This window comes from Methylobacterium sp. yr668, assembly GCF_900116245.1.
Classification (GTDB): domain Bacteria; phylum Pseudomonadota; class Alphaproteobacteria; order Rhizobiales; family Beijerinckiaceae; genus Methylobacterium.
The window spans coordinates 54,542-66,994 of sequence record NZ_FOZY01000022.1; the positions used below are offsets into that span (position 1 = coordinate 54,542).

General features: G+C 71.6%; 11 protein-coding genes. 8 read left to right on the forward strand and 3 right to left on the reverse strand.

Features of this window, described 5'->3' with window-relative positions; genetic code table 11:
- The first annotated feature begins 10 nt into the window (after window positions 1-10).
- A complete protein-coding gene (locus BM419_RS22805) occupies window positions 11-376 on the forward strand; it encodes a response regulator (RefSeq protein WP_020091072.1) in 366 nt (121 codons plus the stop codon).
- Between the two features lie 87 nt (window positions 377-463).
- On the opposite strand, the gene BM419_RS22810 is transcribed toward BM419_RS22805, so the two are convergent.
- Window positions 464-1,588, reverse strand: a complete 1,125-nt coding sequence (locus BM419_RS22810; protein WP_056529851.1) for a hypothetical protein — start codon at window positions 1,586-1,588, stop codon at window positions 464-466.
- A gap of 77 nt (window positions 1,589-1,665) precedes the next feature.
- Window positions 1,666-2,622, reverse strand: a complete 957-nt coding sequence (locus BM419_RS22815; RefSeq protein ID WP_091675915.1) for a putative antibiotic biosynthesis monooxygenase — start codon at window positions 2,620-2,622, stop codon at window positions 1,666-1,668.
- 1,125 nt (window positions 2,623-3,747) lie between these two features.
- On the opposite strand from BM419_RS22815, the gene BM419_RS22820 reads away from it, so the two are divergent.
- Both BM419_RS22820 and BM419_RS22825 read left to right on the forward strand, forming a co-directional pair.
- Entirely contained in the window at window positions 3,748-4,230 is a 483-nt protein-coding gene (locus tag BM419_RS22820) for a nucleoside deaminase (protein ID WP_091927767.1), read from the forward strand.
- Window positions 4,231-4,317: 87 nt separating this feature from the next.
- The gene (locus BM419_RS22825; RefSeq protein WP_056529842.1) at window positions 4,318-5,706 is read left to right on the forward strand and encodes an FAD-binding oxidoreductase; all 1,389 of its coding nucleotides are present in this window, start codon (window positions 4,318-4,320) and stop codon (window positions 5,704-5,706) included.
- 12 nt (window positions 5,707-5,718) lie between these two features.
- Here BM419_RS22825 and BM419_RS22830 read toward each other — a convergent pair whose 3' ends face one another.
- Window positions 5,719-6,813 carry a DUF4272 domain-containing protein gene (locus tag BM419_RS22830; protein WP_091927768.1) on the reverse strand — a complete coding sequence of 365 codons (1,095 nt, stop codon included), beginning with the start codon at window positions 6,811-6,813 and terminating at the stop codon, window positions 5,719-5,721.
- Between the two features lie 460 nt (window positions 6,814-7,273).
- Between BM419_RS22830 and BM419_RS22835 the strand changes: the two genes are divergently transcribed.
- The 5 genes from BM419_RS22835 to BM419_RS22855 all read left to right on the forward strand — a co-directional run bounded on the left by BM419_RS22835 (window position 7,274) and on the right by BM419_RS22855 (window position 12,451).
- Window positions 7,274-9,394: a M48 family metalloprotease gene (locus BM419_RS22835; protein ID WP_091927769.1), complete on the forward strand. Its 2,121-nt coding sequence runs from the start codon at window positions 7,274-7,276 to the stop codon at window positions 9,392-9,394.
- A gap of 7 nt (window positions 9,395-9,401) precedes the next feature.
- Window positions 9,402-9,917, forward strand: coding sequence for a hypothetical protein (locus BM419_RS22840; RefSeq protein ID WP_091927770.1), 516 nt, complete (start codon window positions 9,402-9,404; stop codon window positions 9,915-9,917).
- 175 nt (window positions 9,918-10,092) lie between these two features.
- Entirely contained in the window at window positions 10,093-10,368 is a 276-nt protein-coding gene (locus BM419_RS22845) for a CsbD family protein (protein ID WP_020091080.1), read from the forward strand.
- A gap of 567 nt (window positions 10,369-10,935) precedes the next feature.
- The gene (locus BM419_RS22850) at window positions 10,936-11,214 is read left to right on the forward strand and encodes a hypothetical protein (RefSeq protein WP_234081793.1); all 279 of its coding nucleotides are present in this window, start codon (window positions 10,936-10,938) and stop codon (window positions 11,212-11,214) included.
- 64 nt (window positions 11,215-11,278) lie between these two features.
- Complete coding sequence (locus tag BM419_RS22855; RefSeq protein ID WP_042672342.1) at window positions 11,279-12,451, forward strand: efflux RND transporter periplasmic adaptor subunit; 1,173 nt, start codon at window positions 11,279-11,281, stop codon at window positions 12,449-12,451.
- Window positions 12,452-12,453 lie beyond the last annotated feature (2 nt).

The window sequence follows — 12,453 nt, forward strand, 5'->3', positions numbered from 1 at the left end:
AATCCGTGTCATGGCCACTGTCCTCGCCGTCGACGATTCGCCCAGCATCCGGCAGATGATCAAGGTGGTGCTCGGCCCGGCCGGCCACACGGTGATCGAGGCCGGCGACGGCGCCGAAGGCCTCGCGAAGGCCAGGAGCGAGAGCGTCAACCTCGTCATCACCGATCTCAACATGCCGGTGATGAACGGGCTGGAGATGATCAAGCAGCTGCGGACGCTGCCGAGTTGCACCGGCGTGCCGATCCTCTTCCTGAGCACGGAATCCGACGAGGCGATCAAGCAGCAGGCGAAGGCGGCCGGGGCGACCGGCTGGATCACCAAGCCGTTCAAGCCCGAGCAGCTGCTCGCCGTCGTGGGCAAGCTCGTCCGCGCCTGAGGCCGCGCCTGAGGCCGCGCCTGAGGCCGCCTTCGTCGGGCCCGACACCGGGCCCGTCATGTCCCCGACCGCGCCGATCCGGCGGGCTCATTTCAGGTGATAGGCCACCCCGGCGATCAGCGCCTTCTCCTCGGTGTTGAGCGTGCGCCGCGGGTCGCCCCCGAACTTGTTGTGCCAGTACTGGAACCCGGCGAAGACCTCGACCCGGTTGGGCGTGCCGGCGACGAGCTGCCCGACATCGAGCACGAGGTTGGTCTGGGAGACGAATTCCAGCTGGGTGTCGTTCTCGTTGAATCGACCGTAGCGCCCCTTGGGCAGCACGATCGTGTTGAAGCCGGCGAGCGACAGCGGCAGCCCGGTGAACGGCAGCGGGATCGTGTAGGTGATCTCGAATTCCGGCGTCATCTTGAACTCGACGCTGCGGAAGTGCGCGTAGTCGAAGCCCGGCACCGGCCCGTATCCGGCGAAGCCGTTGCGGGAGAACTCCTTGTAGCCCTGGACCTTCAGGTTCACGAACCCGGCCGGCACGTCGAAGGCGAAGCTCAGCCCGAAGGTCCCCGCGCGCTTCTCGGAATCGAAGGTCGTGTCCTTGGTGTTGACGTCGGCCCCGAACGACAGGCCGACATCCTTCACGAAGCCGGGGATGGCCAGGGCCTGCGTGTCGAAGACCTTGTTGAGGCTCAGGACGCCCCGGTAGATCAGGTAGAACTCGGTGGCGCCGACGCCCTCGAACCGGCCAACCTGATTGCCGGCCGGATCCTGGGATCCGGACCGGAGGATGTCGAGGGAGAGCAGGTTGGTGCCGTAGGCCCACGCGTTGGCGTGGAACAGGTTGATGACGGTCTTGGGGACCTCGCGCCCCACGAACTGGCCGTCGGGACGCTGGACCCGGAGGCCGGGCTCCGCCGAGGGTCCCTGGAAGCGGTAGCTCACCACAGTGTCGGAGAAGTTGAAGAAGGACGGCGGCGGCGCCGCCATCACGGTGGCGGCCGCGACGGCAACGGCGGCCTCCTGGCGCCGCGCGCGGGCCGCGGCCGCGACGGGCGTCCCGTCGGCCGCACCCGTCCCCGACGTGGTCGAGGAACTGGCCGCGGCCGTGGCCGGAGCGGGCGCCGGCTCGGCGCGGGCGGGCCCGGCCAGACCGACCCCGCAGGCCAGGATCAGCAGGCCGGCCGCCGGGCGCGGGCTCGCCCGGGACACCGACCGGAGCATCGCGCGCCCTGTCCCCGCGCCCGGCCCCTGCCCGCGACGGCGCCGCGCGGGCCGCGACCGCCCGGGCGCGCCGCCGGTCAAAACAGCTTCCAGAACACGAGGATCATGAGCCCGTAGGCGGCGATCAGCAGCGCGGCGCCCTGCAGGTTGACCCGGGTCCGCCGCGCCGGATCCGGCGTCAGCCACCAGCCCAGCCGCTTGGCCGTCCAGGGCACCATCAGCGAGGTGAGCAGCACGCTGAACACGTTGCCGATGAACAGGGCGACCGGAAAATCCACCTTCAGCATGCCGGCCAGGATCGGCGCGCCGACCAGGACGCCCCACAGGAACACGGTCGGGTAGAGGGTCAGCACGACGATCATGTTCATCTTCCACGCCGCGGGCGCGCCCTCTCCGGGCGGCGCGACGTTGCGGAACCACTGCTCGAAGCCGCTCTGCACCGTCCGCGTGTGGAATTCCGCGGTCATCGGCGCCGCCTCGGCGACCAGGGCCCGCCGCTCGGGCGAGTCCATCCAGGTGCGCAGGTTCGCCTCGCTGTCGAAGCGCAGGATCGCGACGTAGTCCTCCTGCACCCCCGGCACGGCCGGCTCGAACCGGTAGCCCTGCATGCCGGGCGCCCGCGACTGCGCGGCCGCGATCTTCTGCTCCCACCGGAGGTAGGCGGCCTCCATGCCGGGCTTCACGCGGGTGCTGATCACCGCGCTGACCGGCGAGGTCCGGGCCGCGCCGGCGTCGTCCTTGACGATGTGGACGTCGTCGCGGCCGACGAGCATCGGCGTGGCGCCCTGGATGCGGGCCTGCCGCTCGGGGGAGGCCATCCAGGTCTTGGCCTGCTCCAGGCTGTGGAACCGCTGCACGATCACCCAGTCCACCTGCAGCGGCGGGCGCGGCGGGATCAGCTGCTGCTCGATGAAGCCCGGGAAGGCCGCGACGACGGCGCTGGTGTCGACCTGCCAGCGGGCGAAGGCGTCCGCGCTCTCCGGCCGGATGGTCGTCTGCGTCACGATGCTGACGGACGATGTGGCACCGCTCATGAACCGACGCGCTTCCGTTGCACGGCTGCCTGCACTCGCGCGTTGGCTTCGCGCGGCCCCCGGCGCCGCGCCCGGTCACCGCCCGGCGGGTCCGGGGCGGTGCCGAGAGGCGCCATCTCCGGCGACCCGGACGGCCGGTCCGTGGACCGCGGCACCGAGGCGGCGGCGGACCCGCAGGGATCTGCCGCGCCGCGGAACACGAGGATAAACAACCGAAAATTGATCTTGCATCGAGCGCCCGCCACTCCATTGGCAGCACTGCTCTGCATGCCTGTATCAGCGGGCAATCTACGACCGGAGTCAAGACCTCAGCGCGGAGGTCGAATATTTTAATTGTAAATACAGCACATTCTCTACGGCGATCGTCTTTTAAGCGGAAACGCTTGCACGATATTTATCTTCCGCGCGCGCGGCCCGGAATGCCGGACTTTTTCGGCGCCCGCTCCGCCCGAGCCCCGCCGAGCTGGGACGGAGCGACAATGAAAAGACGGGGCGGAGACGATCGTCGCCGGGCGCGGCGGAGGGTGTGGCGCCGGGTCGGGGCGCCCTGCCATGACGGGACGGATTATTTCTTGTCCGTCCGTCTCAGGCGGGGCGCCGCCGTCCCGATCAGGAGCCGCCGCCGTGACCGCGACGCGCCATATGTGCTGCTCGTATCGGGCCGGAGAGCCTGATCGATCATCTCTTCACGGTCGTTTTATTGCATTTCCCTATATTTACAATTCGACTGCCGACGATCGCGGGCCGGCGTTGACGCGGCACTTCCGCCCCTGTCTATTCTGTCGCCAAGCCGCGGGTAGCCGCTCGTTACTGGCTGACGACCATGCGTTCGCAGGAGGCACGGTTTCAGCGGAACGTCCCGATCCGCGCGCGGCCCCGTCGCCGATCCTGCCCGCGCGGCTCGACGGCGGTCGCGCTCCGTGACACCCCGCACCGCTCGGCCGGACCGCGCGGCGACATCGCTCAACCCGAAGCCAATGCCGGTCGGCCGACCCGGAGTTGTTAAGCACGCCGCGCGAAGTCTAGTGCGGTCCGACACAACAATCCGGACCGCCCCTCGATTAAGAAATCTCCGCGGTTCATAGTCCCGACCAACCGACCCGTTTCGCGACGACAGAGGTTCCAATGTCTGACAACCACGAAAAGTTCATGGCCCGGGCGATCGCCCTGTCGGAGAAGACGTCGCTGGTCGAAAGTGCCGGCGGCGTGTTCGGCTGCGTGATCGTCCAGGACGGCGAGATCATCGCCGAGGGCGCCAACCGCGTCGTCGCCGAGAACGACCCGACCTGGCACGGCGAGATCGAGGCGATCCGGAAGGCCTGCAAGGCGCAGGGCAGCTTCAAGCTCCGGAACGCGACGCTCTACACCAGCGCCGAACCCTGCCCGATGTGCATGGCGGCCGCCTACTGGGCCGGCGTCAAGAACGTCTACTACGCGGCGCAGGTCGAGGACGCGCTGGAATACGGCGGCTTCGACGACAGCATGATCTACGCCGAGCTCAAGAAGGATGTCGGCGAGCGCTCCATCCCGACCCAGCAGATCATGCGCGCGGAGGCCGTCGAGGTCTGGAAGAAGTACGCCCAGAAGGCGGACCGCGTCCCCTACTGAGGGCCGGATCGCGAGACCGGCCGTCCTGCTCCGCCCGCTCAGGCCGCGTCGCCCGAGCGGGCCTCCACGCCCGCGCAGTGCCCAGTCATGAATGCTGAGACCTTGAGGACGGCCTGCAAGGGCCCGGTCATCGACGCGGGCGACCCGCAGTTCCGGGAGGCGCTTCACGGGAACCTGTGGAACAGGCTGATCCCCGACCGGGCGCCGCAGATGATCGTCAGGGCCGCCGACGAGGACGACATCGTCGCCACCGTGAAGTTCGCCCGCGCGCACGGCCTCAAGGTCGTCGTCCGCGGCGGAGGCCACAACTGGTGCCAGCCGACCCTGCGCAACGGCGGGATCCTGATCGACCTCGGGAGCCTCGACAGGATCCTGGCGATCGATGTCGCGCAGCGCCGGGCCGTCATCCAGCCGATCGTCAGCAACCGCGACATCCAGAAGGCGCTCAACGCCCACGGACTCGCCTTCCCGACCGGCCACTGCCCCCAGGTCAAGGCGAGCGGCTACTTCCTCGGCGGCGGCATGGCCTGGAACCCCACGGTCTGGGGCTACGGCACCGAGAGCCTCGAGGCGATCGAGCTCGTCACCGCCCAGGGCGAGCGGATCCGGGCCAGCGAGACCGAGAACCCGGACTTCTTCTGGGCCGCGCGCGGCGCCGGCCCGGGCTTCTTCGGGATCGTCACCAAGTATTTCCTCAAGCTCCACGCGCTGCCGAAGGCCATTCACGGGAGCGAGTATTTCTATCGCCTCGAGGATGCGCCGGCCGTCGGCACGTGGCTCGGCGAGGCGGCGCCCACGATCGCGCCGAGCGTCGAGCTGACCCAGTTCCTCGTGAAGGCGCCGCCCGCGCTGGCCGAGGCGGCGGCGGACCGGAACGGCTGGGTCTGCATGGTCACCGCCACCGCCTTCGAGGACACCCCGGAGGCGGCCCGGCGCGCGCTGGCGCCGCTCGATGACGCACCGGTCGCGCCCCTGTCGAGCGCGCGGGTGACGCCCCTCGACTTCGAGCAGCTGTTCGACGCGTCCGGCGCGCTCTTCCCGGAGGGCGTGCGATCCCGGGTCGAGGCCACCTTCTCCAATCACAGCCCCGGCGCGGTGATGGCGGCCATCCTGCCCCTGTGGCAGCGGGCGCCTTCGGCGACCTCGGTGTTCCTGTCGACGATCTTCTGCGGACCCGACGTCCCGGGGCCGCAGCGGAACATGGCCCGCTCCATGACCTCGAAGGTCTATGGCGGCCCCTGGACCATGTGGCACGAGGCGGACGACGATCAGGCCAACGCCGCCTGGCATCGGGCGGTGATCGCCGCGCTGAAGCCGCTCAACATCGGCTACTACATCGGCGAGACCAACACGGTCGAGCAGCCCGAGATCGTCGCCCAGGCGTTCACGCCCGAGAAGTGGCAGAGGCTGTGCGCGCTGCGCGACGAGCACGATCCGGACCGCGTGTTCTTCGACTATTTCGACGGTCTGCGCTGAGCCGCGGCGCGCTCACGTCGGCGTGTCGGTCGCGTCCCAGGGCGTGTCGCGGTCGTTCTGGAATCCGGTCAGCCAGTTCAGCGCGACGTGGCGCTCCGCCACGACGTCGCCGTTGAGCCCCGCTGGGGCTGTCCCCTTCTGCCGCGCCTGCCGGACGACCCAGTGCGCCCGCCACGCGCGGTCCAGCGCCTCCAGGATCTCGCCGGGCGGGCGCAGCCGCGCGGCGTCGGCCGCGCCCGCGTCCCGGGCGAGCGGCGCGACCGCCCGCCAGAGCGCGTCGACGTCGACCGTGGCGTCGCTGTCGGCGATCCGGGCCGCGCGCACGCCGAGCGCCCACAGCAGGGTGTTCGCGGCCTCGTAGCGCCAGGACGCCGCCGCGGCGTCCTTCGGGTCCGCCGCCTCGATCTGGGCGCGCTCGGCCGGCGACAGGGCCGCGAAGCCGGTGGGATTCAGCGTCCTCTGCCCCGGCTCGCGCAGCGTCGTGCCGGCGCCGAAGGCCTGCCCCCAGGCCGCGATGTAGAGCAGGGCCAGAGCCCGCCGGAGCACCTCCGCCGGCGGTCGCAGCGCGAGCTCCGCCTCGCCGAGCGCGGGGGGCATGCCGGCGGGCGGCTTCGGGTCCAGATCCTCCAGGCGCTCCAGGGTCCGGGCGCGGCGCGCGACGGCGTCGGGCGGGTAGGGCAGATGCGCGGCCGGATCCGTCTCGCCCGCGGCCGACAGGAGGAGCGCCATGTCGGGCGCCCGCACGGATCCGTCGGGCAGGAAGAGGACGGCGTTCGCCGCGAGCGCCCAGGCTTCCAAGCGGGGCAGGTCGGACGCGGCGACCGCGAAGCTGACGTGGTTGCGGACGCGCTGCAAGTGGCGCCAGAGATGGTAGCGGAGGGCGGTCATCTGCCCGTCGCCCCGTCCCATGACGTAGCCGATGAACCCGTCGAGATGCGGCTGCAATTCGGGGTCGGACAGGTCCCGCCGGCCGTTCAGCGCGTGGTCGAAGGGGAGCGCGGGCAGGTCGCGCACGGTCGCGTAGGCGTTGACGAGAAGCGGTTCGTCCGGCGCCGCCTCCGCCGGTGCCGCATCGGCGCGTCCGAACAACCGCTTCAGCAGATTCATGGTCTCTCCCTTCCGGTCTTCCCGCGGAGCGGCGCCTCCGAGGCTGGCATCCAAACCGGGCCCGGTCGCGCCGGGCGCGCGAGCGCGGAAGCGCCCAGAGTGGGGCGGGCGCACCGGCCGGGCAAGGCGCGCCGCGCCCGGAGCCCTCGGAGGCCGGACCGCAGCATTCGGTTGACGTGGCCGTTCGGCCGGTTAGAAAACCGGCCGTCGAATCGGTTATCGATCCGGTTGCGCCCAATCTTTGTCGCTCGGAAGCTGTAGCTCGACCGCATCTATAGCCTCCTGGACCGAGACTGTTCGCTGCGCCGGCTCGATACCGGGACGCCGACCCGACCGCAATCCTGCCGCGCCCGCCCTGCCGCGCCGGCGTCTCGCTATCCAGGAGCCGACCATCGCCGAAGCAGCGCCCCCGCGCGACCGCTCGCGACCGCGCGCCCTCGCCGGGCTCCTGGCAGCGACCGTGCTGCTGCCGCTCGCGATCCTGCTGATCGGGCTCTGGCAGGGCCAGCGCGGCCTCGACGACTGGCGGGCCTTCGCGGCCGAGCGCGACCGCCTCGGCGCGGTCGTGGCGGATCTGGAGGCGCGGTCTCCGCGGGACGGGCGCCCCGATTTCAGCCTGCAGTTCCGGCACGACGGCCGCCTCTACGGCGGCCCCTACGCCGCGGTGAAGGCCCGCGAGATCCGCGACCACGCGGGGACCCTCGCCGCCGTGATGGACTGGCGGCGCAGGCTGCCGGCGGTCGCGGTCGCGGGCGGCGGAATCGCGGCGGCGCTCTCCGTGCTCGTTCTGCTCGTCGGCGGCCTGCTCGGGCAGCTGGGACGCGGGTCGCGCGACGCCCTGGTCCGCGGCTTCTCGCTGGTGCGGCGGCTGCTTCCGCCCGCCCTCGCCGCCCAGATCGTGGCGGCGACCGCCGGCCTCGTGGCGGTGGTCCTGTTCGAGGCCGGGCTGCTCGTCGACGGCGGCCTCAGCGGCGGCGGCGTGAAGCTCCTGGCGATCGCGGCCGGCGCGGTCGGCGCCACGATCCTCGCCGCGTGCGGCGCCCTGATCGGCCTGCGCCGGGCCCTCGTCGCCTTCGCGCCCGAGCCGCTGCCGATCCTGGGGCGGCGGATCGCGCCGGCCGAGGCGCCGGGTCTCTGGCGCCTCGTCGAGGCGCTCGCCGACCGGATGGGCGCGCTGAAGCCCGAGGCCCTGGTCGTCGGCCTCACCGAGGGCTTCTTCGTCAGCGCCGGCCCGGCCGTGCTCGAGCCCGGCGGCGCGCGGCTCGACGGCCGGATCCTCTACGTGCCCCTGCCCTATCTCGCCCTGCTGCGCGTCGACGAGACGGCGGCGATCCTCGGGCACGAACTCGCCCACTACGCAGGCGGCGACACCGCCTACAGCCAGCGCTTCCTGCCGATCTACGCGGGCGTCGGGCGCTCCCTCGACGCGATGGCCGAGCGCGAGCGCGGCGCGCTCGGCGTGCTCGGGCCGTCGATCCGCCTCGGCCTGTTCGTGATGGAGCAGTTCCACCTCGCCGTGCGCCACTGGAGCCGGGTGCGCGAGTTCGCGGCCGACGCGGCCGGCGCCGCCGTGACCTCCCCCGACGCCTCGGCCCGGGCGCTCCTGCGCTACGGCGCCGCGCGCCCGCGCGTCGTCGAGACCCTGGACGCGGCGGCCGACGCGCCGGAGACGGCCGCCGCCGACCTCGTGGCGGCGGCGTTCGACGGCGCGATCGCGCGCGGCCTCGAGGATCCCGCGGCGCGCCTCGAGGACGAGCAGGCCCACCCGACCGACACCCACCCGCCGACCCGCGACCGCGTCGCCGCCCTCGGGCTGGCGATGGACGCGGACCTGCTGGCCGCGGCCGGAGCCGCGCCGCCGGCCCGGGCCCGCGACCAGCTCGCCGCCTACTTCGCCGACCCCGACGGCCTGTGCCGGGCCGCGACGCGGGACTTCCTCGGCGCGGTCCGCGCGCGGGAGACCGCCGCCCGCGCACATCTGGAGGCGACCGCCGCGGAGATCGGAACCGAGGAACGGGTGCTGCGCGCCAGCCACCGCGCCCGCGGCCTCACGCTGGCCGCCAGCGCCGGCCTCTTCGCCGCCGCGGCGCTCGCGCTCGCCCTGTTCCGGATCCCGGGCCTGTCGCCGTACGAGGCCCGGATCGTGGCGGCCGTGGCCCTGGCCCTCGCGGCCGCCTTCGGCGGGGCGGGCGCCTTCGTCCTGTCACGGGGCGAGCCGATCGCCCTGATCCTGAGCCCCGCGGGGCTGACGGCGCCCGGTCTCGACAGGGTGATCCCCTGGGAGGCCGTCGCCGATCTCGACATGTCGCTGAGCCGCGCCGGCATCGTCACCCGCCTGCTGCTGCCGCCGGGCGCGGACTGGCCGGAGCGGGCCCCGGGGCGGCACCCCGTGAAGCTCGACGCGAAGCGCCGCATCGTGACCCTCACGGTCGGACTGCCGCGCGGGATGAAGCCGCAGGATTTCGCCGACCTGATCGCCCGCTACCAGGCCGCGCACCACGCCCGCCGCGCCCTGGCCGAGCGCGCCGCGCGCGCGACCGTCGCCGCCCACACCCCCTCTCCCGAAGCCCTGCCTGCTTGAGGATCGCATGGGATCGCCCGCCAAGCCCGAGACCGCCGAGACCCTGCGCCTGCCGCCCGACCGCGCGAGCTGGACCGTCATCCTGGGCGTGCTGTTCGGCTTCGTGCTGTTCGGCGGCCTCCTGGCAGCCAGCGCCGTCTACACGGCGCCCGTGCTGATCTCGGATTGGCAGGTCCGCGAGGCCGCCCGGCCCGTCCCGAACGCCCGCGTGAGCGACGGCAAGTGCAGCACCAAGCTCGTGTTCCACATCTGCGACGCGACGCTCTCGCTGCGGACGCCCCAGGGCAGCGTGACCCGCCGGGTGAACTACGTGTTCACCGGCCTGCACGCGGGCGACTACACGATCGGCGTGATGGCCGACCCGGCGCATCCCGAGTCCGTCACCACCGATCTCGGCCTCGACCGGCTGTGGAACCGGGCGATCACCCTCCTGACGATCGACGGGGTGATCCTGGCCGGCCTCGTCGGTGCGCTGATCTCGATCCTCCGCAACGGGCGCGCGGCGTTCCGGTCCGCCGCCTGACCGGCCCCGCGCCGGGATCTCGGCCGCGCAGGGCCGTCCGCGCCACGGGACACGCCCGAACCGGCGGACCGGTGCCGTACCGGTTGCCGGTCCGGCGATCCGGTACGTGTGCGTCATTGCGCCGGCGCGGACGGTCGGTCAGACCGCGCTCCCTCGAACCTCTCGGGAGAACCGGATGAGCAGCACCCGCAAGACGGCGCTTCGTGGCGCCCTCCTCGGCCTCGCCCTCGCAGGCCCGGCGCTGGCCGACGACACGCCGACGACGGCGGGCGCGGTCGACCGGCTCAAGGGCCTCGCCAACGAGGCGGTCGGCGGCGCCAAGCGCGGCGTCGGCAACCTGACGGACGACGAGGCGCTGAAGGCCGAGGGGCGCGACCAGAAGCTCCGGGGCCAGGCCCAGCAGGAGCGCGGCAAGGCCAAGGACGCCGTCGAGAACGCCCTCGACAAGTAGGCGGGTGGGGCCCCGGCCGCGGCGCGGCCGGGGCCCGCCGCACCGATCGAAACGGTCTCGCCGGCCGGCATGACGGACACCGTCAGCGCTTCGGCCTGTCCCGGAGCCGGAGCCACTGGCCGCGCCGGGCGCGACGGACAGCGCCAGGCTGGCGCCGGCGCCCGCGGCCCGAGCGATCGTACAGTTGCCCTGCGTACTCGCTCAATCGACCTATTACGCGGGAAAGCTCTCATTATTTTAGCAAACGTTTCAATTTTTCATTCTATCTTACTCACTTGGCAGACATCACAGAAATCATACGGTCGCTCTGCCGGACGCCACCGCTTTAGGTAGTGCGCCGTGGTTGATAACGATTTTTGTTGCAACAACTTAACCGCGACATATGCTATCGATACAGGATAGGCGACCGAATCGGGCCGGTATTGAGTATCGAACCTGTATTGCTGCAGGGCACGGCAACCGTGCGGGGCCGCCAGAACAAGGATCGACCGGACCGTCCGGTCGACGCGACGCGCGGGTGTGCCGATCATGATGTTTGCTGTCCCCGCCTTGCTGTTGGAGCTGGCGTTGACGACGCCGGTCTCGGACAAGATGCCGGTCTTCGACGTTCACGGCAGCTGCCGAGCGGCGACGACGGCGATGACCCTCGATCCCGTTCGGCAGAAGCTCTGCCTCCAGGACGAGGGGTCGGCCCGTGCCGAGGTGGCGAAGAAGTGGTCCAGCTTCCCGGCGGTCGACCGGACGCGCTGCGCGGCGGAGGCCCAGCTCGACGGCCTGCCCAGCTACGTCGATCTGCTGGAGTGCCTGACCCTCGCCCGGGAAGCCAAGGCCGAGGACGATCAGTAGCCACGTCAGGACCGTGACCGAAGACCGTCCCGTAACGCTCTCACGTTGAGGGTCGACCGTGCCGATCGTGCTGCAGCTTCCCGGATCCCTCCGCCTCCTCGCCTTGGCGGCCATCGCGGGCCTCGCCGCCGGTTGCCGCGATGCGAACCAGTACGTTCCCCCACCGCCGCCGACGGTCTCGGTCGCGCAACCGCTCGTGCGCACGGTCACGCGCTACTTCGAGCTCACCGGCAACACCAAGGCGTTCGCGGCCGTCGAGCTCGAGGCACGGGTCCAGGGCTTCCTAGAGGCGATCACCTACAAGGACGGCGCCGTCGTGAAGAAGGGCACGCCGCTCTTCTCGATCCAGCGCAACACCTACGAGGCGCAGCTCAAGCAGGCGCAGGGCGCCCTGGCGGCGCAGCAGGCCGCCCTGGCGAATGCCCAGTCCGAGTATCAGCGCCAGTCCACGCTGGGCCGGCAGGAATTCGCCTCGCAGGCGCGCGTCGAGGACGCGAAGACCAAGCAGGACCAAGCCAGCGCCGCCGTCATGGAGGCGCAGGCCAACCTCGACATCGCCGCCATCAATCTCGGCTACACGCAGGTCTCCGCACCGTTCGACGGCGTGGTCACCAACCACCTCGCGGATGTCGGGGCGCTCGTCGGCATCAGCGGACCGACCAAGCTGGCGCAGCTCGTGCGCATCGATCCGCTCTACGTCTACTTCAACATCAGCGAGCAGCAGGTGCTGCTGGTCAAGGAGCACCTGCTCGCCACGCACCGGACGCTGGGCGACCTATCCAGGATCCCCGTGGAGATCGGCCTGCAGACCGAGACCGGCTATCCGCATGCCGGCAAGCTCGACTACCTCGCGCCGCAGGTCGACCCGTCCACCGGCACGCTGATGGCGCGGGCGCTCATCGAGAACGGCGACCACGCGCTCCTCCCGGGCCTGTTCGTTCGGGTCCGGGTCCCGGTCGGGCGCCAGGACAAGGCCCTGCTGGTGCGCGACGACGCCATCGGGACGAACCAGCAGGGCAGCTACGTGCTCACGGTCGGCGCCGACGACACGGTCTCGCAGCGGGTGGTGACGCTCGGGCCCCGGGACGGGCGCTACCGGGTGATCGAGACTGGGCTCGCACCCGGCGACTGGGTCGTCACGGACGGCATCCAGCGGGCAATCCCCGGGGCGAAGGTCGCGCCCCAGAAGGTGGCGGTGGCCGAAGCCTTGCCCGACCCGGCGCCACTCCCGCGGTGAGC

Coding starts and splice junctions, on each gene's coding strand:
- BM419_RS22805 (WP_020091072.1), top strand. CDS start 11: ATGGCCACTGTCCTCGCCGTCGACGATTCGCCCAGCATCCGGCAGATG.
- BM419_RS22810 (WP_056529851.1), bottom strand. CDS start 1,588: ATGCTCCGGTCGGTGTCCCGGGCGAGCCCGCGCCCGGCGGCCGGCCTG.
- BM419_RS22815 (WP_091675915.1), bottom strand. CDS start 2,622: ATGAGCGGTGCCACATCGTCCGTCAGCATCGTGACGCAGACGACCATC.
- BM419_RS22820 (WP_091927767.1), top strand. CDS start 3,748: ATGTCTGACAACCACGAAAAGTTCATGGCCCGGGCGATCGCCCTGTCG.
- BM419_RS22825 (WP_056529842.1), top strand. CDS start 4,318: ATGAATGCTGAGACCTTGAGGACGGCCTGCAAGGGCCCGGTCATCGAC.
- BM419_RS22830 (WP_091927768.1), bottom strand. CDS start 6,813: ATGAATCTGCTGAAGCGGTTGTTCGGACGCGCCGATGCGGCACCGGCG.
- BM419_RS22840 (WP_091927770.1), top strand. CDS start 9,402: ATGGGATCGCCCGCCAAGCCCGAGACCGCCGAGACCCTGCGCCTGCCG.
- BM419_RS22845 (WP_020091080.1), top strand. CDS start 10,093: ATGAGCAGCACCCGCAAGACGGCGCTTCGTGGCGCCCTCCTCGGCCTC.